General features: G+C 39.6%; 20 protein-coding genes. 18 read left to right on the forward strand and 2 right to left on the reverse strand.

The window, feature by feature from the left end; genetic code table 11:
• The 17 genes from ACNI3T_RS09410 to tsaB all read left to right on the forward strand — a co-directional run.
• On the forward strand, positions 1–490 hold a 490-nt coding region (locus tag ACNI3T_RS09410; protein WP_418227570.1), incomplete at its 5' end, for an energy transducer TonB.
• A 105-nt stretch (positions 491–595) separates the two neighbouring features.
• Complete coding sequence (locus tag ACNI3T_RS09415) at positions 596–2,716, forward strand: gliding motility protein RemB (RefSeq protein ID WP_418227571.1); 2,121 nt, start codon at positions 596–598, stop codon at positions 2,714–2,716.
• 87 nt (positions 2,717–2,803) lie between these two features.
• Positions 2,804–3,706, forward strand: coding sequence for a heme o synthase (gene cyoE, locus ACNI3T_RS09420; protein WP_322301115.1), 903 nt, complete (start codon positions 2,804–2,806; stop codon positions 3,704–3,706).
• Positions 3,697–4,278 (forward strand): cytochrome c oxidase subunit 3, encoded by a 582-nt coding sequence (locus ACNI3T_RS09425; protein ID WP_418227572.1) that lies wholly within the window; start codon positions 3,697–3,699, stop codon positions 4,276–4,278. The genes cyoE and ACNI3T_RS09425 overlap by 10 nt, the downstream gene beginning before the upstream one ends.
• 45 nt (positions 4,279–4,323) lie before the next feature.
• Entirely contained in the window at positions 4,324–5,304 is a 981-nt protein-coding gene (locus ACNI3T_RS09430; protein ID WP_418227573.1) for a cytochrome c oxidase subunit 3, read from the forward strand.
• 17 nt (positions 5,305–5,321) lie between these two features.
• The gene (locus tag ACNI3T_RS09435) at positions 5,322–5,681 is read left to right on the forward strand and encodes a cytochrome C oxidase subunit IV family protein (RefSeq protein ID WP_322301112.1); all 360 of its coding nucleotides are present in this window, start codon (positions 5,322–5,324) and stop codon (positions 5,679–5,681) included.
• A gap of 82 nt (positions 5,682–5,763) precedes the next feature.
• Positions 5,764–6,408, forward strand: a complete 645-nt coding sequence (locus ACNI3T_RS09440; protein WP_418227574.1) for a hypothetical protein — start codon at positions 5,764–5,766, stop codon at positions 6,406–6,408.
• Positions 6,408–7,142 (forward strand): SCO family protein, encoded by a 735-nt coding sequence (locus ACNI3T_RS09445; protein WP_418227575.1) that lies wholly within the window; start codon positions 6,408–6,410, stop codon positions 7,140–7,142. Before ACNI3T_RS09440 ends, ACNI3T_RS09445 begins: the two co-directional genes overlap by 1 nt.
• Entirely contained in the window at positions 7,139–7,678 is a 540-nt protein-coding gene (locus ACNI3T_RS09450; RefSeq protein ID WP_418227576.1) for a DUF420 domain-containing protein, read from the forward strand. Before ACNI3T_RS09445 ends, ACNI3T_RS09450 begins: the two co-directional genes overlap by 4 nt.
• 44 nt (positions 7,679–7,722) lie before the next feature.
• On the forward strand, positions 7,723–7,959 hold the full coding sequence (locus ACNI3T_RS09455) for a hypothetical protein (RefSeq protein ID WP_322301108.1): 237 nt from the start codon (positions 7,723–7,725) through the stop codon (positions 7,957–7,959).
• A gap of 122 nt (positions 7,960–8,081) precedes the next feature.
• Positions 8,082–8,783: an ABC transporter ATP-binding protein gene (locus ACNI3T_RS09460; RefSeq protein ID WP_322301107.1), complete on the forward strand. Its 702-nt coding sequence runs from the start codon at positions 8,082–8,084 to the stop codon at positions 8,781–8,783.
• A complete protein-coding gene (locus ACNI3T_RS09465) occupies positions 8,776–10,020 on the forward strand; it encodes an ABC transporter permease (protein WP_418227577.1) in 1,245 nt (414 codons plus the stop codon). The genes ACNI3T_RS09460 and ACNI3T_RS09465 overlap by 8 nt, the downstream gene beginning before the upstream one ends.
• Before the next feature lies 1 nt (position 10,021).
• Complete coding sequence (locus ACNI3T_RS09470) at positions 10,022–11,284, forward strand: ABC transporter permease (RefSeq protein WP_418227578.1); 1,263 nt, start codon at positions 10,022–10,024, stop codon at positions 11,282–11,284.
• Between the two features lie 26 nt (positions 11,285–11,310).
• On the forward strand, positions 11,311–12,429 hold the full coding sequence (locus ACNI3T_RS09475; protein WP_418227579.1) for an efflux RND transporter periplasmic adaptor subunit: 1,119 nt from the start codon (positions 11,311–11,313) through the stop codon (positions 12,427–12,429).
• A gap of 62 nt (positions 12,430–12,491) precedes the next feature.
• On the forward strand, positions 12,492–13,928 hold the full coding sequence (locus ACNI3T_RS09480; RefSeq protein ID WP_418227580.1) for a TolC family protein: 1,437 nt from the start codon (positions 12,492–12,494) through the stop codon (positions 13,926–13,928).
• Positions 13,929–13,931: 3 nt separating this feature from the next.
• On the forward strand, positions 13,932–15,215 hold the full coding sequence (locus tag ACNI3T_RS09485) for an efflux RND transporter periplasmic adaptor subunit (RefSeq protein WP_418227581.1): 1,284 nt from the start codon (positions 13,932–13,934) through the stop codon (positions 15,213–15,215).
• 11 nt (positions 15,216–15,226) lie between these two features.
• Complete coding sequence (tsaB, locus tag ACNI3T_RS09490; protein ID WP_418227582.1) at positions 15,227–15,886, forward strand: tRNA (adenosine(37)-N6)-threonylcarbamoyltransferase complex dimerization subunit type 1 TsaB; 660 nt, start codon at positions 15,227–15,229, stop codon at positions 15,884–15,886.
• Here the strand turns inward: tsaB and ACNI3T_RS09495 are convergent, their stop codons facing one another.
• Together ACNI3T_RS09495 and ACNI3T_RS09500 are read right to left on the reverse strand one after the other, a co-directional pair.
• Positions 15,887–16,753 carry a mechanosensitive ion channel family protein gene (locus tag ACNI3T_RS09495; RefSeq protein ID WP_418227583.1) on the reverse strand — a complete coding sequence of 289 codons (867 nt, stop codon included), beginning with the start codon at positions 16,751–16,753 and terminating at the stop codon, positions 15,887–15,889.
• A 75-nt stretch (positions 16,754–16,828) separates the two neighbouring features.
• Positions 16,829–18,865 (reverse strand): thioredoxin domain-containing protein, encoded by a 2,037-nt coding sequence (locus ACNI3T_RS09500; protein ID WP_418227584.1) that lies wholly within the window; start codon positions 18,863–18,865, stop codon positions 16,829–16,831.
• Positions 18,866–19,017: 152 nt separating this feature from the next.
• Between ACNI3T_RS09500 and ACNI3T_RS09505 the strand changes: the two genes are divergently transcribed.
• Positions 19,018–21,288, forward strand: a complete 2,271-nt coding sequence (locus ACNI3T_RS09505; protein WP_418227585.1) for an inorganic phosphate transporter — start codon at positions 19,018–19,020, stop codon at positions 21,286–21,288.
• Positions 21,289–21,320 lie beyond the last annotated feature (32 nt).

The following is a 21,320-nucleotide window of genomic DNA, read 5'->3' on the forward strand; positions in this document are numbered from 1 at the left end:
GGAAGTTATCGAGGTTGTAGAAGATGAGGAAGAAGTGGAAGAGGATGAGATCCAGTCTACAGAAACCAATCTTGATGAGATCGTTGAAGTAGAAGAAGTTGTTGAGGCTGTTGAAGAAGAAGAGGTAGCTGATGTGCCGTTCGCGGTTATTGAAGATGTGCCGATCTTCCCGGGATGTGAAAATCTAAAGAACAACAACGAGCGTAAAGCTTGTATGAGTGAAAAGATCAGTAAGTATGTGAACAAGGAGTTTGATACAGATCTTGGTTCTGAGTTAGGGCTTTCTGGTATCAACCGTGTGATCGTTCAGTTTAGAATTGATGAAAAAGGTAATATTGGTCAGGTAAGAGCTCGTGCTCCACACCCTAGACTTGAGAAAGAAGCTGCTAGAGTAATTAACAGTCTTCCTAAGATGAAGCCTGGTAAGCAGCGTGGAAAACCGGTAGGCGTTATGTACTCCCTTCCAATTGCTTTTAAAGTGCAGGACTAAGTATCCACTCAATATCATATAAATCCCGGCTATGTCCGGGATTTTTTATTTTGGGATACTTCTGTTTTATGTATATTACAGCACCATTTAACCTGCTACTTACCTATGAAGTATTGCCTGCTTCTTGTTTTTACATTTTTCTGTCTAAGTGTTTTAGCCCAGGATTCGAGTATAATTTCTGAACTCTATCCGGAATTTGAAGAATGCTCCAATGTTACTTATGCAAATCAGGAAAGTTGTTTTAAGAATACCTTCCTCGCGAAGTTCAAAGATGAATTCAGGCTACCGCAATCTTTAATGCAGGAAAACTATACCGGTAAAATCACCATAGTTTTTGAGGTTGATGAAGATGGTGTTTTTCAAGTTATTTATCTGGATGCTGCATACGAAGATCTAAAGACAGAAGTGAGAAGGGTGTTTGCAGGTCTTCCGCAGTTAAAACCTGCTACCTACAACGGCAGAGCGATTCATATGCAGTTTAAGATGCCACTGAAACTACCGCTTGATTCCAGCTCAGCCTTGTATCCTGTCGAAGATATTTCCGAAGAAAATAATAAAGAAGTAGTTGCCCAGGAGAAAGAATCCATGGACTCCAATATTCTTGAAGAATATGAGAGAATAAAGTCTGATGATTTTACTCAGCCGCGATATAGCAGTCAGATCAATATTCCGCTATCACATGAATATTATAGTAGATTTGATGCTGAGATCAATCAAATAGGTCTTAATTCTCATTCGGCTTCTAAACCGCTAATGTTTGCAGAGGTCAATAAATACTATGATTTTGAAGCTGAAAGACAGGAAATGCTGCAGGATCGAAATACATATGCAGGGCGAAAACTTTGGAATGAGCACCTGGTTAGGTTTCAGACTGATGATTACTGGTTTACCATAGATCCTGGATTTGATTTGCAAATAGGAAAGGATTTTGAACAGACAGAGCATGAATTTACGTATAACAATACCCGTGAATTTATTGTACAGGGAGGTTTAGGTAAAAAGTTCAATTTTTATTCAGTCATCTATGAAAGCCAGGGAAGATTTGCTCAGTATTATAATGATTTTGCTGAATCTATACGTCCTGCCGGAGGTGATCCGGCGATCGTACCGGGTAGAGGAATAGCTAAAACTTTTATGAATGATGGGTATGACTACCCGGTTGCAGAAGGTTACTTATCCTTTACTCCTTCAGAATTTATAAATATCCAGTTTGGACATGGCAATAACTTTATTGGTGATGGATATCGATCACTTTTATTAAGTGACAATCCTTCTCCTTATCCTTATTTGAAGCTGAATACCAAGTTCTGGAAGATAAAATATACAAATACCTGGATGTCTCTAAGAGATGTTCGTCCGGAAGTTACCAATAGCGGCTCCTTCAGAACAAAATATATCGCAAATCATTATTTGAGTCTGAATCTTACCAAACGTCTTAATCTTGGATTCTTTGAGTCGGTTATGTGGGAGAATGACAACGATCGTGGTTTTGATTTGAATTATTTGAACCCTGTGATCTTTTATCGCGCGATAGAATTCGCTACGGGAGCCGATGGTGGAAACGCGATTATAGGACTAACAGGGAAATACAAGATATCGAACCAGATGTATACGTATGGACAGTGGTTAATTGACGAATTTTCTTCAACCGATGTTTTTGGAGGAGAAGGAAGCTGGAAGAATAAGCTTGGTTTTCAACTTGGTTTAAAGTATTTCAACGCTTTCAAAGTAGATGATCTTTACCTTCAGGCTGAATATAACCAGGTGCGCCCATATACTTATTCTCATAATTCTATTACGCTGAACTATGCACATAACAACCAGTCCATGTCTCATTTGTGGGGTGCGAATTTCAGAGAGTTTGTAGGAATCGCACGATATAGAAAAGATAGGTATTATGGGAGTGCGAAACTGATTCTTGGAAAGCGCGGTTTTGATTTTTCTGAAGACGGAGCTTATTACGGTCAGGATCTATACAGAAGCGAAGAGGCCCGCCCATTTGAAACCGGGGTAGAAATAGGGCAGGGAAATACAACGAACTCATTTTATTCTGAACTAGAAGCAGGCTATATCGTGAATCCAACTACGAACTTAAAACTGTTTGCTAATTTCATCTACAGTGACTTTAATCCTCAGGTGAATACTGCTTTAAATTCTGAAATTTCCACGACCTGGATCAACTTTGGATTGCGTACAGATATTTTCAACTGGTATTTCGATTACTAGTCTTTTTATCCCTGAAAATTAACACATTGCCAGCCTTGCCAAAACCTAATTAAGGAGTATCTTTGCACAAGTTAAAAAAAAGCTTTTTTGAGCAACACTCGCGTACATAATCCCAGCGCTTCCATACTCTCAGATTTTAAGGAAATTACTAAGATGAGGCTGGCTATTAGTGTGGTTTTCTCCTCTGTGGCGGGTTATTTTTTAGGTGCAGATTCCATAGATTTTGTGACTGTTACTTTACTTGCCATTGGTGGTTATCTTATGGTAGGAGCGAGTAATGCGTATAACCAGATCATAGAAAGAAACCTGGATAGTCTAATGGATCGCACGAAAAACCGTCCGCTGCCAGCAGGAAGAATGTCTGTCACTACAGCATTTACTATCGCAAGTATTTTTACTGTTCTGGGTTTGATTGTTTTATATGTGATCAATCCAAAGACCGCAATGTTCGGTGCGATAAGCATCTTCATGTATGTGAGTCTTTATACACCATTGAAAACGAAAACGCCTTTGGCGGTATTTGTTGGGGCATTTCCAGGAGCCATCCCATTTATGTTAGGTTGGGTGGCGGCATCGGGAAGTTTTAGTATAGAACCAGGTACTTTGTTTATGATCCAATTCTTCTGGCAGTTCCCACACTTCTGGGCAATTGGTTGGTGGTTGTTTGATGATTATAAAAAAGGTGGATTCTTTATGCTTCCTACTGGAAAACGTGATCGTGGAACGGCAGTTCAGATTATATTATATACCTGCTGGACGATCATGGTGTCGCTAATTCCCGTTTTCGGAGTTACCGGTAAGTTGTATCTGACCCCGGTTTCCGGAGTCATAATCTTACTGCTGGGACTTGGAATGATGTATTACGCGATCAGGCTTTTCAAAGAGAAAACTGCTGAAGCGGCAAAGAAACTAATGTTTGCAAGTGTGTCCTATATCACGTTGCTGCAAATTGTATATGTACTCGATAAATTTATTAGACAATGGATTTAACACAGGGATCAGACGAAATGAAACAGGCCCGTGCAAAGAAAATGATGCTTTGGTTCGGGATTATAAGTATGGTTATGACCTTTGCAGGTTTGACCAGTGCTTATGTGGTGAGTAAGAATAGACCAGACTGGCTAACCGACTTTGAACTTCCAGTTTCATTTCTTTGGAGCACACTGGTGATCGTAGGGAGTAGTATCACACTCTGGCTGTCAAAACAGGCGATAAGATCTGGGAATCGTAAAAATGCCTCGGCGTTCTTGATTGGAACTTTGATTCTGGCAATTTTATTCGTGGTTTTCCAGTTCTACAGCTTTTCAGAAATAGTGCAATCCGGTTATTATTTTACCGGTAGTGAGAGTACGATCACAACATCTTTTATCTATGTTTTGGTGCTGGCGCATTTAGCCCACCTGGCGATAGGATTGATAGTACTTTTAGTGTTAATTTATAACCATTTTAAACAACGTTATAATGCAGGTCAAATGCTTGGATTTGAGCTTGGTGCAACTTTTTGGCACTTTGTTGATTTTCTGTGGATTTGCCTGATTATCTTTTTATATTTCTTTAAATAATAAAATTGCGTATTTTTGCGCATCCTTTAACATTAAAACACTTCTATGGAGGCTACTGTTGTTAGAACAGGCACTGAAGGAAAAACCTGGGGTGGTGGTAATGATCCACTAAAAGCTAGTTACGGTAAGATGATGATGTGGTTCTTCATCCTATCTGATGCTTTAACATTTTCAGGATTTCTTGCCGCTTATGGTTTTTCACGCTTTAAATTTATTGATTCCTGGCCAATAGCCGATGAGGTATTCAATCACTTCCCGTTCTTGCATGGAGTAGACGCTCCAATGTATTATGTGGCGTTAATGACGTTCATTTTAATATTTTCTTCTGTGACTATGGTACTTGCCGTAGATGCAGGGCATCATATGAAGAAAGCGAAGGTTACGCTATATATGTTTCTTACCATTATTGGTGGAATCATATTCGTAGGATCACAAGCCTGGGAGTGGAAGAACTTTATTAGCGGAGAATATGGAGCTGTAACTACTAAAGGTGGTAACATCCTTCAATTCGTAGATGGTGAAGGTCATCGTGTAGCGTTATCTGAGATCGCAATTCCAATTGAAGGCGATAGAGTAGAACATGAAGCTAACAACGGGATCTGGTTTGATTCCGGAGCTGATCTGCCAACCTATTCACTTGATGAGATCAAAGCTGGTTTTGCAGCTAATGAAGATCTGCTAATTAGAACACAAACATTTACTGAAGATAACGAGAAAACCATCCTAAGCAGAGATGAGTCTCTGGCTAAGCTGGACGCTGAAGCTATTGGGACTGTAGAAGGTGCAAACCTTACTCAAAACGAGTATGGCCCACCACTATTTGCAGACTTTTTCTTCTTTATTACTGGTTTTCACGGATTCCACGTGCTTTCCGGGATTATCATCAATATTATTATCTTCTTTAATGTAGTTATTGGAACTTACGAACGAAGAGGAAGTTACGAAATGGTGGAAAAAGTTGGTCTTTACTGGCACTTTGTAGACTTAGTTTGGGTATTTGTATTTACATTCTTTTACCTGGTTTAATTCTGAAATAAATTATTATGGCTCACGATACAACACACGAAGGATCTGCAACTAAAAGGATCTGGTTTGTTTTCGCAATACTTTCAGTAGTAACAATCGCAGAAGTAATTCTTGGAATTATTAAGCCTGCTTTCCTAACAGACACTATGTTTTTAGGAATGAGATTACTTAACTGGATATTTATCCTGCTTACTATCTATAAAGCGTATTATATCGCCTGGTCTTTTATGCACCTTGAACATGAAACCAAGGGACTTAGAAGATCGATCGTCTGGACGTCTATTTTCCTTATATCTTATCTTATTTTCATCCTTCTTACTGAAGGTGGATATATCTACGAAGTGTATAAGAGCGGGCATGTAGCCTGGGACTTCTAACAAAAGTTAAAAGCATAGGAAAAGGCGGTTTTATAAAACCGTCTTTTTATTTTTGTACCCGTCTGTAAAGCATCTCATTGCTATGAAGAAGTTTCTAGTTCTTGGTATTTTATTCGCCCTTCCAATCACCGCATACTTGTTCTTTGCTTCTGGCAAGAACAACTTCGCCAGGTTACCTGTGCTCACAGAAAATGTAACCGATATATCAGGAATGGAAACCAATACCGATAGTGTTCTTAGTTTTGATGAGCATATCACAGTTGTCGCTTTCTTTGGATCAGATCTTGAAAAAATTAAGGGTAATACCTTCAATCTCGATAAAAAGATACTTGAAAAATATTACGACTTCGACGATTTTCAATTTGTTCTAATTCTTCCTTCGGAAACTAAAGAAGATACAGGGAACTTTATTGAAGAATTTAAAAAGATTAGTGAATCTTCAAAATGGAAAATAGCTTATGCCACTTCTGAAGAGATAGAAACAGTCTTTGAAAGTTTCGCCAGTCCGCATAAACTTGATAAGGATCAATACACACCTTATGTTTATATCGTCGATAAAGATCGTAATCTTCGTGGGCGTGATGACGATGAAGATCACGGTGAGCTTTATGGTTATGATTCACGTGATGTTGCAGAGCTCAATAACAAGATGAACGATGACGTAAAAGTTATCCTTGCAGAATATCGTCTGGCTTTAAAGCGTAATAATCGAAACGATAAGATCTAATGAAAAACTACTCATATATAGGAATTTCACTGATCATCCTGGTTTTCGGGATTATTTTTATTCCGAAGATCATAGACAGGATTAGTGATGATGAGATCGTTAAAGCAGATCGCCTGAATAAAACAACCAATAAAAAGCGTACTAAAACCGATGTTCCTTTGGTTTATCTTGAAATTGACGGAGAGCGAAAAAAAGCACCTCAATTTAGTTTTGTAAACCAGGACGGCGATACGATCACCAACAAAGATTACGCGGGTAAAGTATATGTGGCAGAATTCTTTTTTACAACCTGTCCTACCATTTGCCCAATTATGAACAAAAATCTAGTTGAAATACAGGATGAGTTTGAAGATGCTTCCAATTTTGGGATTGCCTCATTTTCTATTGATCCAGAGCATGATACTCCAGAAGTGCTCACAGAGTATGCCGATAAGTATGGAATTACAGATCCAGACTGGAACCTGCTCACTGGAGATCGCGAAAAGATTTACGAGGTGGCGAATAAAGGTTTTGGAATATATGCCGGGGAAGATGCATCTGTAGCTGGAGGATTTGCCCATCAGGGCTGGTTCGCTTTAGTAGATAAGGAAGGTTATATAAGGTCAAGAACCGATGATTTTGGAAATCCAATCATCTATTATCGTGGTTCTGTAGAACGAAATAAGTCGGTTACTGGAGACCAGGAAGAACCGCAGATCGAAATATTAATTGAAGATATAAATAACTTACTTTGAAAACTTCTTTGAACACTTCAGATAAGATCGCCGTTCCTGTGATCATAGGACTCTCTATCGCTGTTCCTGCCATCGTTGTAGTTCTTATGTTGCTACCTGAGCGTTACAACATCTTTGGAACTGATTCGATAACATTTCCGCTTTTTCATGGCGTGCTGAATTTCCTAACTGCAATTTTACTGGTTGTTGGCTATTTCTTCATGAAGGCAGATAATTTTTTAGCACACAGAAATACTATGATCGCCGCATTTGGCCTTTCTGTAGTTTTCCTGGTAAGTTATGTGCTTTCAAAAATCAGTAATGAACCGGTGCCTTATGGAGGAGAGGGAGTTTTGCGATACGTCTATTTCTTCATTCTTGTTTCCCATATCATATTATCCGGAATCATAGTGCCGCTGGTTTTATTTACAATGTATAGAGGTTTGAGTGGCGAATATAATAAGCACTCGAAGATAGCAAGATGGACATTCCCAATCTGGTTATATGTAGCCGTAACTGGTGTACTGGTATTTTTATTTATGATGCCGTATTATTAATTCTCTTCGGAAATTTTTAATTTGGTGAGATCAAGAGACTGAAGATGAAGAAACTACTTATTCTAAGCATTCTATTTGCAGCCTTTCTTTTAATTCCTGAAACTGCTGAAGCGCAATGCTCCATGTGTCGCGCCGTGCTGGAAAGTGAAGGTGATCAAAGTACCGCAAAGGGAATTAATGATGGTATTCTATATCTTATGATTTTCCCATATCTGCTTATCGGTGGAATTGGTTATTTCATTTATCGCACCTGGAAGCGAAGAGAAAAAGAAGAAGCTTAGATTCTGTCTACTGTAAACTTAAGTTTAAGAATCATACTTTCCCTAACATTATTGTAACATTTCATTTTTTTGATAGTCTTATTGAATAGAAGACAGGTTCTTCTGTTTAATAACCATCAATCATGATCAATATTACCAATCTTCACAAATCCTATAAAATGGGTGCGAATTCATTACACGTGCTCAAAGGGATCAATTTCGAAGTTGCTGAAGGTGAACTCGTTTCCATTATGGGTTCTTCAGGTTCCGGGAAATCTACATTGCTAAATATACTGGGAATGCTGGATGAAGCCGATGAAGGCTCCTACATTCTCGATGGAGTGCCTATCAAGGGGCTTAGCGAGAAACAAGCAGCGAAGTATCGGAATAAGTTTCTGGGTTTTATCTTTCAGTCTTTCAATTTGATAAGCTATAAGTCTGCATTGGATAATGTAGCACTTCCACTTTATTACCAGGGTTTGCCTCGCGGTGAACGTATGGACAAAGCGATGAGTTACCTGGAGAAGGTAGGCCTGGCTAAATGGGCTGGCCATTTACCTAATGAACTTTCAGGTGGACAGAAGCAACGTGTTGCCATTGCGAGAGCACTGGCGAGTGATCCAAAAGTCTTGCTGGCCGATGAGCCTACAGGTGCTCTAGATACAAAAACTTCTTATGAAGTGATGGATCTCATTCAGCAGATCAATGATGAAGGAAGAACCATACTGGTGGTAACTCATGAAAATGATATCGCCCAGATGACTAAAAGGATCGTAAATCTTAAGGACGGTTTGATCATTGAAGATACTTTGGTTTCACAAATAAGAGCTTCAGAAAATGTTTGATCTGGATCGTTGGGATGAGATCTTCGAAACCATCCGAAAAAATAAGTTACGCACATTCTTAACCGGACTTTCAGTAGCATCAGGAATTTTTATCCTGGTAATCCTACTTGGAATTGGGGAAGGAATGAGAAATGGTATAGCTCGTGAATTTGAGCAGGATGCTTCAAATTTAATGCTGGTTTATCCAGGAATGACCTCCAAAGAATATAAAGGACTGAACCCGGGTAGACGGATTCAGTTTAAGAATGAAGACTACGATCAGATCCTAAGACTTTACGGAGATAAACTTGATAAAAGCGCTTCGCTATATCAACAATGGGGACAGGTGCTCACCTACGGAAAAGAATCTGGTTCCTATCAGGTCTACGGAAGTTTTCCCAGCTACCAGGTTCTGGAAAACAACACTCTTACTACAGGTCGATTTATCAATATCTCAGACCTTGATAATTCAGAAAAGAATATGGTTATAGGTCAGCGAATCAAGCTTGATCTGTTTAAGGATGAAGATCCTATTGGTAAATATGTGCAGGTTTCCGGAGTGAACTTTAAAATTGTTGGGGTTTATACCGATCCCGGAGGAGAACGTGAAGAATCCCGTGCTATAATTCCTATTACCACTGCTCAGAAAGCTTTTGGTGGTGGAAATGATATAGCCAGAATGTATCTTACCCTCAAACCTGAAGATGATTTTGACAAGTCGGTAGCTGCCTCCACACAATTTACTGCAGAACTGGACCAGTTCTTAAAGGAGCGCCATACGGTTGCACCAGATGATAATAGTGCCATCTACGTAAATAACTCGCTGGAAAATGCGAAACGCTTTTTCACTTTAATGGATATGATCAAATTATTCTTCTGGGGTGTTGGTGTTTGTACCATTATCGCGGGAGTTGTTGGTGTTAGTAATATCATGCTTATTATCGTGAAAGAACGAACCCGTGAAATCGGCGTAAGGAAAGCATTAGGAGCTCAGCCACTTTCAATTATTGGAATGGTACTTCATGAATCGATTTTTGTAACAGCTATTGCAGGTTTCCTCGGACTCATATTTAGTCTCGCACTACTGGAGTTTGTGGGACCTATGATCGAAACCCAATATATTTATAACCCAACCGTTAATTTCACAGTAGCGATTAATACGGTGTTTATTCTGGTAATAGCAGGAGCACTGGCGGGATTCTTCCCGGCCTGGAGAGCAGCCAGGATCAAACCAATTGTAGCACTAAGAGACGAATAGTATGTTTAGCAGAGATCGTTGGAATGAAATTATAGAAGCGCTAACCTCGAATTGGTTTAGAACCCTGATGACTGCTTTTGGAGTCTTATGGGGAATATTTATCCTTGTAATCCTGCTTGCTGCAGGAAAAGGATTGGAAAATGGAGTAAAGCAGGGATTTGGCGGTACTGCAACCAACACTATGTTCATGTGGACACAGGTAGCTTCAAGACCGTATAAAGGAATGCCGAAAGGAAGATTCTACAGCTTTGAAGTAGAAGATGTGGCGGCTATCAAAAGGGAAATACCAGACTTAAGGTTTGTTTCGCCTAGAAATCAGCTTGGTGGTTTTGGTGGAGACAATAACGTGGTGCGTGGCTTAAATACCGGTGCTTTCAATGTGTACGGAGATTATCCGGAAATTATTCAGCAGGAACCCATGGATATTACCACCGGAAGGTTCATAAATCATTCAGATATCGATCAGAAAAGGAAAGTTGCGGTGATTGGAACCGGTGTGTTAGCTGCGCTTTACGACAAGGGCGAAGATCCGCTTGGGACTTATATCAAGATTAGTGGAGTAAATTTCATGGTGATTGGAACTTACAAGAAGAAAAGTCGAGGTGGTGACGCCGAGGAAGGTCAGAAGGAAATATTTGTTCCTTTTACAGCTTTTTCCCAGGCCTTTAATCGTGGGAACAAAGTTGGCTGGATGGCTATCACCGCAAAAGACAATAATAGTATCACAGCACTTAAGGGAGATATTATCGATCTGGTCAAGGAACGTCATAAAATACATCCGGAAGATGATCGCGCAGTAGGTAATTTTGACCTCTACCAGGAATTTTCCAAAGTAAACGGACTTTTTGTAGCGCTTAAAGCTGTAGCCTATTTCGTAGGAGTTCTGGTCTTGCTTTCAGGAATTATTGGGATTAGCAATATTATGCTCATTGTTGTAAAAGAGCGTACCAATGAAATAGGAGTACGAAGAGCACTTGGAGCAACACCATGGTCTATAAGAGGGCAGATCCTGATGGAGTCCATTTTTCTTACCATCATTTCAGGAATGAGTGGGATCATTCTTGCTACCGGGGTGATCTGGCTGGTCAATTTACAACTGGACCAGATGGACACTTCAGAGATGATGTTTTTAAACCCTTCCGTAGACCTGGGAGTAGTGATCGTAGCCCTTAGTATTTTAATAATCTCTGGTCTTTTGGCCGGTCTTATACCTGCGCAGCACGCCATCAAAGTAAAACCTGTGGATGCTCTGCGTACTGAATAGTTAGTAAATAGAAACACAATCAAGAAATGAAAAAATTTGTAACCATCGGAATTTTAGTTTTAATAGCGGTGACCTTTGTAGGGGCGCTTTATTATCTCTATCAAAAAAGTGAAGAAGATCCAGTTGTCTATGAAACCGAGGAACCTTCAGAACAAACTATTATCAAGAAAACTGTAGCTACCGGAAAAATTGTTCCGAAGGAAGAAGTGCTTATTAAGCCAAATATTTCAGGAATCATCGATGAAATATACATCGAGGCTGGTGATAAGATCAAACAAGGGGATCTAATTGCCAAAATTCGCGTAATTCCAAATGTATCATCACTGCAAAGCGCGAAAGATAACGTGGCAACTGCCCGTATTAACCTTGATAACGAAAAGAAAGTTTATCAAAGACAGAAGGAGCTTTATGATAAAGGCGTGATCTCTGCCAACGATTATGATGCAGCTGAAGTTTCTTACCAGAGAAGTGAGCAAAACTATCGTTCAGCACAACAAAATTATGAGATCGTAAGAACCGGAACCACCAGTGGAATTGGAAGTGCAGCAAATACCCTTATACGTTCCACTGTAGAGGGGATGGTGCTGGATGTTCCCGTGAAGACTGGAAACCAGGTAATTGAAAGTAACAATTTCAACGATGGGACCACGATCGCAACGCTTGCCGATGTGAACGAGATGATCTTTGAAGGGAAAGTTGATGAGAGTGAAGTTGGAAAGATCAAGGAAGATCTTCCGCTTGAAGTAACCGTTGGTGCGATTGAAAATAAATCTTTCGATGCTGTACTTGATTATATAGCTCCAAAAGGAGTAGAGGAGAACGGGGCGATACAATTTGAGATTAAGGGAACTCTTAATAAAGCAGATACTACATTTATTAGAGCCGGGCTTAGTGCGAACGCATCTATCATTCTTGCCAAAGCTACAGATGTACTTGCGATCAAGGAAGCGCTTGTGCAATTTGATGATGAGACCAAGAAGCCATATGTAGAGATCATGACCGGTGACCAGGAATTTGAACGCAGGGAAATTGAACTTGGAGTAAGTGACGGAATTAATGTAGAGGTGACCGAAGGCCTGAAAATGGGCGATAAAATCAAGGTTTGGAACCAACTTAAAGCTCCAACAAACATAGCTCAAAACTAGAATTTTAATTTTTGGGTGTAACAACCTGTACCTTTTACAGACATATCATACAGAATTATATTATGAAGAATTATAGTTTACTTTTTACCCTTTTTCTTTTCTGCGGAATGATGAATGCGCAGCAGAAAGAGTGGACACTGGAAGAATGTGTGGAGTACGCATTGCAAAATAATATTCAGGTTAAACAATCTGAACTTGATCTTGAACTCTCCGAAATTGAGAAACTGGATGCACTGGGTAATTTTATTCCAAGTATTAACGGTCAGGCTACCAATGCATGGAATACCGGTCTTACTCAGAATGTTACCACGGGAATCCTTCAGAATCAAACAGTAAGAAACTTCTCTGCGAATTTAACTGCTGGTCTTACAATTTTTGACGGACTTCGAAATTTCAAACAATTACAAAGAGCTAAGATCTCTAGACTGGCCAGCCAGTACTCTCTGGATAAAATGGAAGATGATATAGCATTGTTTGTTGCAGATGCCTACTTGCAGGTATTGTTCAGCAAACAAAATCTTGATGTTCTACAGGCTCAGAATGAAGTTACCAAAGAACAATTAACCCGAACTCAGGATCTGGTTGAAGCAGGAGTATTGCCTCAGGGTGACCTTCTGGAGATTAAAGCTACCATGGCAGATGAGAAGCAACGAATCATTCTTGCTGAAAACCAGATACAAATATCACTTATAGGTTTAGCACAAACTTTAGGAATAAGAGATTATCAAAGTTTCGATATCGTGGATCGTGATTACGCGGTCTTCGGAAATGAGATTCTTGCGAACTCTGTTTACGATGTGATCGAGAAAGCAAAGGAAGAACGTTCAGAATTAAAAATAGCGGAAGCTAACAGAGATCTTGCAGAGCAGGATGTTGCTTTAGCTAAAGGAGCTTACCTGCCAACCTTAGGTGCTTTCTTTAACTATAATACAAGGGAAACAGGACAGGGCAGAATAACAGGTGCCGTGCTGGATCCAACCGAACCTACAAGACAAATTGGTTTGGTGCAGGATACAGAGCAGGTTGTAGTGGCTCCTAATACAATACCAACGCTAGGAAGTCCGTTGCCATTTTTCGATCAGTTATATAGAAATGACGGGATAAGTTATGGTTTCCAGTTAAGCGTTCCATTCTTAAATGGCTTTGCCACCAGAAATGCCGTAAAAAGAAATCAGATCAATGTGAAAAGAGCTGAATTCCAGTTGGAGCAGGCTGAACTTGATCTGGAAGCGAATGTTTACCAGGCATATACTGATGCAAAAGGAGCTTTCGAAGCCTATGAAGCTGCTTTGGTAGCTTCTGAAGCTCAGGAGAAAGCATTTGAATATGCCACAGAGCGTTATGATGTTGGTCTTACCAACGCGTTCGATTTTAGCCAGGCTAAGATTCGTTTTGAGAATACACAAAGAGAGGCACTAAGAGCCAAATACGATTATATTTTTAAATTAAAAGTTGTAGAACTTTATTTTGGAATTCCGGTTAGGGATTTAAAACTGTAAATAATGAATAAGAAGAAGCTTTTCATCATCCTTGGGATCATCATCGTTTTAATCGTTGTACTAGTTATCGGTAAAAAATCCGGTTGGTTTGGAAGTTCCGCCAACATCAAAGAAGTGGAGATCACTGAAATTGAACCGGTAGATATTATCGAAACCGTATCGGCAACAGGTAAAATTCAGCCAGAGGTTGAGGTAAAACTTTCTTCAGAAGTTTCCGGAGAGATCATTGAATTACCAATCGTTGAAGGTCAGTTAGTAGAAAAAGGAGACCTTTTAGTAAAAGTAAACCCTGATATATACCAGTCCAGCGTACAGAGAGCCAGAGCAAGTTATTCAAATTCCAAAGCAAATTTTGCCCAGACACAGGCAAATTTGAAACAGGCTGAAGCTGATTATAATCGTAACAAAACTTTGTTTGAAAAAGGTGTGATCTCAAAAGCTGAATGGGACGGGATCGTTTCAAATTATGAGATGGCAGAAGCTAATAAAGAATCTGCTTACTACAGTATGCAAAGTAGCGCTGCTACGGTAACTGAAGCGACCGATAATCTTGGACGTACCAATATTTATGCTCCAATGAGCGGTACGATCTCAAAACTGGATGCAGAACTTGGAGAAAGAGTTGTAGGTACTCAGCAAATGGCCGGGACTGAAATTCTTCGGGTAGCAAACCTGGACAATATGGAAGTTGAGGTTGATGTAAATGAAAATGATATCGTAAAAGTTGCGGTAGGTGACTCTACGATTGTGGAAGTAGATGCGTACCTTGGAAAAGATTTTAAAGGAATCGTTACTGAAATTTCTAACACTGCAGATAATACCTTAACCACAGATCAGGTAACTAATTTTAAGGTAAAAGTTCGTATTCTGAAGGAGTCTTACGAAGACCTGATGGAAGGGAAGCCGGAGAGTTATTCTCCATTCAGACCAGGAATGACTGCTACAGTAGATATTATCACGAATAAGAGAATGAATGTAATTGGAGTTCCAATTAGCTCGATCGTTATTAAATCTGATACTACATCGACTAAAAAGACTTACGGAACTACTCCAGCTACTGAAGGAACTGAAAAATTTGAATGTGTATTTGTAAAAGACGGACAAAAAGCTAAACTTCGCGTGGTACAAACTGGAATTCAGGATGACTCTCAAATCGAGATCACAGAAGGTCTGAAAGAAGGTGATGTAGTAATCACTGGCCCTTACAATACCGTTACTAAAAACCTTAATACCGGAGATGATATCGAGGTGAAAAAAGAAAAGACGGAGGAAGAAGAGGCTGAATAAATTTTAAAGATTTGGCGACTATATTATGTCTTGAAACTGCAACGACCAACTGCTCAGTTGGTCTTTCTCTTAATGGGAAACTAATCGGTCTAAAGGAAGATAATACCAAAGGTTATTCACATGCTGAAAAGCTACATCTGTTCATTCAGGATGTATTGAAGGAAGCTGGGAAGACTCTTCAGGATCTGGATGCAATTGCAGTTAGCAAGGGGCCAGGTTCTTATACAGGTTTAAGAATTGGAGTTTCTGCTGCCAAAGGATTATGTTTTTCCCTTAATATACCAATGATCTCGGTTCCTACGCTGGACCTGCTGGTGCATCAATTAAAGAATGAACCCGGAATGAAAATCGCTATGCTTGATGCCAGAAGAATGGAAGTTTATGCTGCTGTTTTTTCTCAGGATCTAAGCCAGGTCCGTGATACGAATGCTCAGATTTTAGATCAAACCTCTTTTTCGGAATATCTTCAGAAATCTAAAGTGCATTTTATTGGGAATGGAGTGGCAAAATTCAGGGAGATCATCTCTTCTGAAAATGCAGTTTTCCACGAACAAAAGTTCCCTTCGGCTTCAGAAATGGCAGAGATCGCTGAGGTAAAGTACCAAAAAAGCGACACCGAAGATGTCGCTTATTTTGAGCCCTATTATCTCAAAGATTTTATGATCGGTTAATTATTCTGCCGATCTTTTATCTCTTTCAGTTCCTCTCATTTTAGTTTGATCGTACAGGTAAACATCCCTTTGTGGATAAGGAATGGTCATTCCAGCCTCCTCAAGTCTAATTTTACCTTCCTCGATCATATACCAGTGTAGATCCCAGAAGTCTGGCAATTCAGCAAAATATCGAACAGAGAAGTTAACTGAACTATCTCCAAGTTCAGAAACAATGATCTGCGGTGCTGGATCCTTAAGGATCTTCTCTTGTTCCATTACCATATTTGTGAGCACTTCTTTTGCTTTCTTGATATCATCATCATAAGAAATTCCGAAGCTTAGATTCTCCTTACGGGTTTTGTTGAAACTGTAATTCGTGATATTATCATTACTTAGTTCACCATTTGGAATTACCACTCTCTGGTTCCCAAAAGTGTCAAGCTTCGTGTAAAATAAAGAGATCTCTACTACACTACCGGAAACTCCCTGTGCTTCGATCCAATCTCCAACTTTAAATGGTTTTAGAACTATTATAAGCACTCCACCGGCAAGATTGGAAAGCGATCCCTGCAAAGCAAGACCAATGGCCAGACCTGCAGCACCAATTGCAGCTACGAGCGATGCACTCTCCACACCAAGTTGTGTGATGACCAGCACAAAAAGTAATACCTTGAGACCCCAACTGGCAGCGTTTACAGTGAACTTTTCTAGAGTTGGATCGTAATCCTTCTTGTCGAATAGTTTCTTTAAATATTTCACAATGAGTTTTATTATCCAAAGTCCTACAAGTAGCAGCACGATCGCACCGATTAGCGTAGGGAGGTAATCGATAAACTTGTTCGCGTATTCTTTTGCGATTTCGCCGTAGTTATTCAACTTGTCCATTCTTTTTTTTTAATTTAAGTTCAATCCGCTATTCTAAAAAAATAGAGACCATATCCTGTTTATTTTATGTTAAAATTACTGTATCTGCCCTAAAGCGTCACTTAGTTTCTGCACTGGAAGCTGACAATTTCCATGTTTGCAAATATAAATTAATGATTCGCTAGACTTGTGACGATCGTATAAAATTGCGAGATCCGATTTGCTTTTAGAAGCAGCCAGTACTTTATTTTGTAAATATTGCTGCTGAAATCCTTTCGCAAGTTCTTCTGAATTGTCTCCGGTGATGGCAACCTCGTAGAAAGGATGTGTGAAATTCAGTAATAAAAGCAACCAGTTCGAGTAGGATTGTGCATAGTCGCTAATACCCGGAAGCACTGCCTGCAACATTTTTTCTGATCTGTCAATGAGCTCAGTATTACCTGTAAGTTTACCCAGCTTATAATAATTATGGGCCATTACTGAATTGGCTGCAGGAATCACATTATCCTGTACATCAATAATCCGGTTGATCAACGCCCGGTCTTTGGATGAAGTAAAGTAAAACAGCCCGGTCTTCTCATCCTTGAAATCATGTTCCAAAATTTCAAGTAATTCTTGTGCTTTGTCCAGGTAGTACTCTATGAAACTGCTCTCATACAGATCCAGTAGGCATTGAAGCACAAAAGCATAGTCTTCGAGATAAGCATTAATACTGCTTTTTCCATTTTTATAAGTATGATAAAGTCTGCCGTCTGGTTGAACTAAATTCGTCAAAATAAAGTCCATAGCAGCTTCTGCTTTTACAAGATAATTTTCTTTTTGCAGCGCCTGGAAAGCATGGCAATATCCGCTGATCATCATTGCATTCCAGGAAGCGATTGATTTGTCGTCAAGTCCGGGTTTTGACCGCTTAGATCTTTCAGACCCTAGTTTTTTCTGAAGTTCTTTTAGTTTAATGCTTAATTCTTCCCGGTTTAAGTTGAGTTTAGCTGAAAGCTCATCAAGGCTTTGGGTTCGAATGAGCACATAATGATCCTTTTCCCATCTTCCGAAGGCGTCGATATGATAGACTTCTGAAAAAAGTTCGTAATCGTCTTCCAGAATTTCCATTAAATCATTCTTGGTCCAGACGTAAAATGCACCTTCTTCTGAATGTCCCTGGCCATTGTCGCTATCGGCATCTAGTGCAGAGTAAAATGCTCCTGATTCGTCCTGAAGTTCGTTTTCCACGAATTTCAGCGTATTCTCAACTACATCGGCATACCATTTATTCCTGGTAAGTTTAAATAAATTCGCATATGAACTTACTAATTGCGCATTATCATATAGCATTTTTTCAAAGTGCGGGACGTGCCATTTTTCATCCACCGAATATCTTGAAAAGCCTCCATCTATAGGATCGTAAACTCCTCCCCAGGATATTTTATTAAATGTATGCTTAACATATTTCAAAAGTTCTGTGTCTTTTTCCTGGTGAGCGAACCTTAAAAGAAAATCATAATTGGAAGGCATCATAAACTTTGGACTTCTGTTATAGCCACCATTTTTATGATCTAAAACTGATTTCCATTTTGATATGATTCCATCAAATAGAGACTTATCTAACTTCTTTTCATTCTCAGGAATCTCAATGATCTGCATTTGAGAAAGTCCTTCTTCCAGCTTTTCAGCATATTCCAGAAGTTTTTCTGGTTGTTCTTCATATAAATGCGCAATTTGAGTAAGAGCAGATTTCCATTGATCCTTTTGAAAATAGGTTCCTCCCCAAACAGGTCTTCCATCAGGCAGGGCTACGACATTCATTGGCCAGCCTCCCATCCCGGTCATTGCCTGTACTGCATTCATGTAAACCTGGTCAACATCTGGTCTTTCCTCGCGATCTACCTTTACAGATATGTAGTTTGCATTCATAATTGCAGCTACTTCAGCATCTTCAAAACTCTCATGCTCCATTACATGGCACCAGTGACAGGCAGAATATCCCACACTAATCAGCAGTAGTTTATTCTTCTCCTTTGCTTCTTCCAGGGATTTATCATTCCAGGGACGCCAGTCTACCGGATTATGTGCATGCTGTAGGAGATAAGGACTGCTTTCATTGATAAGCTGGTTCGTATGATCAGGTTTCTTCATAGCACTAATTTGGTGGATTTGAAATACAGAAAGCTAAAATTAAGGCGATTGTGGCGGCAGTTGCCGGATATTATTAATCTTTTAATAACTTTAACACCCCTGTGATTCAGTTAAATTATTACAGTTTTGCAGATTGAAAACAGATCTATCATATGGAGGATATTTACATTGTGATGCTTGTGGCGCTATTCGCCCTTGCCATTACAGATCTTGTAGTTGGAGTAAGTAACGATGCCGTAAACTTCTTGAATTCAGCTATAGGGTCCAAAGCGGTCTCTATGCGAACGATCATGATCATCGCCAGCATTGGAGTAGCCGTGGGAGCCATATTTTCCAGCGGACTCATGGAGGTTGCCCGAAAAGGGATTTTCATGCCGGGTGAATTCTACTTCGAAGAGATCATGATTATTTTCATGGCCGTAATGATCACCGATGTGTTATTGCTGGACTTTTTTAATTCGCTTGGATTACCTACTTCCACCACTGTATCCATTGTTTTCGAGCTTCTTGGGGCTGCCGTATGTATGGCTGTCATTAAGATCTATACGCAGGATAATGGAGATCTTGGTTTACTGCAGAATTATATTAATTCATCAAAAGCAACCGAGATCATTATTGGGATCTTACTCGCCGTGGTCATTGCATTCATAGTTGGAGCCTTTGTGCAATATATATCCCGACTTATATTTTCATTCCAATTCGAGAAAAAGATAAAATATGCGGGTGCCGCCTTTGGTGGTTTCTCCCTTACTTCTATACTTTACTTTATCGTAATTAAAGGTTTGAAAAGTGTTTCTTTTATCTCTGCGGAAACACTTACATATATTAATGACAACACTTGGTTTATTGTATTAATAGGTTTTGTAGCATTTACGCTTATCTCACAGTTTTTGATGAGTGTGCTCAAATTGAATATTCTAAGGATCATTATCATTATTGGAACTTTTGCACTGGCACTTGCATTTGCAGGAAACGATCTTGTCAATTTCATTGGGGTTCCCATTGCCGCCTGGCAGTCTTTTGATCTATGGCAGTCGGCTTACAACGCAACCGGAGCAATGCCATCAGAATTTTTAATGACCGGTCTTTCAGGAAAGGTCAATACTCCCGAACTCCTGTTAGTTTGTGCCGGAGCAGTTATGGTAATCACCCTCTGGTTTTCCAGTAAAGCAAAAACTGTGGTCGATACCGGGATCAATCTTTCCAGACAGGGCGATTCCGTAGAAAGATTTGAACCAAACTGGCTTTCAAGAGGGATCGTACGATACTCTGTGATCATTGGCGGTGCGGTGAGTTCAGTTTTACCGGGTGGATTAAAGAATAGTATCGAAAATAAATTCAATAAACCTGCCTCTCATAAGCAAAATAAGAGGGTCGACGCCCCGGCATTTGATATGGTTCGAGCTTCAGTAAACCTGGTTGTAGCCAGTGTGCTTATTTCTATTGGAACTAATATGAAGTTGCCGCTTTCAACTACCTATGTGACTTTTATGGTCGCAATGGGAACATCGCTCGCAGATAGAGCCTGGGATCGCGAAAGTGCTGTATATCGAGTTGCAGGCGTGCTGAATGTAATTGGAGGTTGGTTCGTAACTGCGATCGTAGCATTCACGGCCGCTGCAATTTTCGCATCTATTATCTTTTACGGTGGAACCATAGCCCTGGTTGTACTTATTATCGCAGCACTGGTTGTGGTCGTAAGAAGTAGTATTCTTCATTCAAAAGAAATGAAGAAAGAGAAGGATCAAAAGAAATTCAATAAGAGCGATATCATTACGATCAATGAGATCACTGCGGAAACTTCAGAAAATATTTCCAAAGTAATTGCAGGTATAGACAAGGTGTATTCAAAAAGTGTCGATCATCTAGGGTATTATGATCTAAGTAAACTGAAGAAAAACTACAAGCGTATTGAAAAGCTGGAGGTTGAGGTTGATGAACTTAAAGACAATATTTTTTATTTTATCAAATCCCTTGATGATAACTCTGTTGAGGCCAGTAAGTTTTATATTCTTACCCTGGATTACCTTCAGGATATGGTGCAGTCGATTAGTTTTATCGCCAGAAATAGCTACAACCACGTGCATAACAATCATAAGAACCTGAAGTTTAACCAGATTCGGGATCTCAAAAAGGTAGATGATCGTTTGCAGGTTCTTTTTGATGAGCTAATGCTGACCTTTAATCACAACGAGTTCGACAAGATCGATAGCCTGCTGAATGAGAAACAGGAATTGCTCGACTATGTTAGTGATCTTATTCAGAAACAGATCGAAAGAATCAGAACTTCTGAATCCAGTCCCAGGAATACGAAGCTTTACTTCGGAATATTACTGGAAACCAAGGATCTAATTGGTTCTACTATGAATCTGCTACAACTCTTTCAGGAGTTTTACCAGGAAGCAAGAAAGACCAATTACTAAATAAAAAAATCCCTTCAAGCTGAAGGGATTTT

It is taken from the genome of Christiangramia qingdaonensis, from assembly GCF_048381525.1.
In the GTDB taxonomy this organism is placed as follows: Bacteria; Bacteroidota; Bacteroidia; order Flavobacteriales; family Flavobacteriaceae; genus Christiangramia.

What these genes read in the sequence shown, in the direction of transcription:
- ACNI3T_RS09440 (WP_418227574.1), top strand. Translation starts at nt 5,764, where the DNA reads ATGAAGAAGTTTCTAGTTCTTGGTATTTTATTCGCCCTTCCAATCACC.
- ACNI3T_RS09445 (WP_418227575.1), top strand. Translation starts at nt 6,408, where the DNA reads ATGAAAAACTACTCATATATAGGAATTTCACTGATCATCCTGGTTTTC.
- ACNI3T_RS09465 (WP_418227577.1), top strand. Translation starts at nt 8,776, where the DNA reads ATGTTTGATCTGGATCGTTGGGATGAGATCTTCGAAACCATCCGAAAA.
- ACNI3T_RS09430 (WP_418227573.1), top strand. Translation starts at nt 4,324, where the DNA reads ATGGAGGCTACTGTTGTTAGAACAGGCACTGAAGGAAAAACCTGGGGT.
- ACNI3T_RS09480 (WP_418227580.1), top strand. Translation starts at nt 12,492, where the DNA reads ATGAAGAATTATAGTTTACTTTTTACCCTTTTTCTTTTCTGCGGAATG.
- ACNI3T_RS09425 (WP_418227572.1), top strand. Translation starts at nt 3,697, where the DNA reads ATGGATTTAACACAGGGATCAGACGAAATGAAACAGGCCCGTGCAAAG.
- ACNI3T_RS09485 (WP_418227581.1), top strand. Translation starts at nt 13,932, where the DNA reads ATGAATAAGAAGAAGCTTTTCATCATCCTTGGGATCATCATCGTTTTA.
- ACNI3T_RS09495 (WP_418227583.1), bottom strand. Translation starts at nt 16,753, where the DNA reads ATGGACAAGTTGAATAACTACGGCGAAATCGCAAAAGAATACGCGAAC.
- ACNI3T_RS09505 (WP_418227585.1), top strand. Translation starts at nt 19,018, where the DNA reads ATGGAGGATATTTACATTGTGATGCTTGTGGCGCTATTCGCCCTTGCC.
- ACNI3T_RS09475 (WP_418227579.1), top strand. Translation starts at nt 11,311, where the DNA reads ATGAAAAAATTTGTAACCATCGGAATTTTAGTTTTAATAGCGGTGACC.
- ACNI3T_RS09500 (WP_418227584.1), bottom strand. Translation starts at nt 18,865, where the DNA reads ATGAAGAAACCTGATCATACGAACCAGCTTATCAATGAAAGCAGTCCT.
- ACNI3T_RS09415 (WP_418227571.1), top strand. Translation starts at nt 596, where the DNA reads ATGAAGTATTGCCTGCTTCTTGTTTTTACATTTTTCTGTCTAAGTGTT.
- ACNI3T_RS09460 (WP_322301107.1), top strand. Translation starts at nt 8,082, where the DNA reads ATGATCAATATTACCAATCTTCACAAATCCTATAAAATGGGTGCGAAT.
- ACNI3T_RS09470 (WP_418227578.1), top strand. Translation starts at nt 10,022, where the DNA reads ATGTTTAGCAGAGATCGTTGGAATGAAATTATAGAAGCGCTAACCTCG.
- ACNI3T_RS09435 (WP_322301112.1), top strand. Translation starts at nt 5,322, where the DNA reads ATGGCTCACGATACAACACACGAAGGATCTGCAACTAAAAGGATCTGG.
- ACNI3T_RS09455 (WP_322301108.1), top strand. Translation starts at nt 7,723, where the DNA reads ATGAAGAAACTACTTATTCTAAGCATTCTATTTGCAGCCTTTCTTTTA.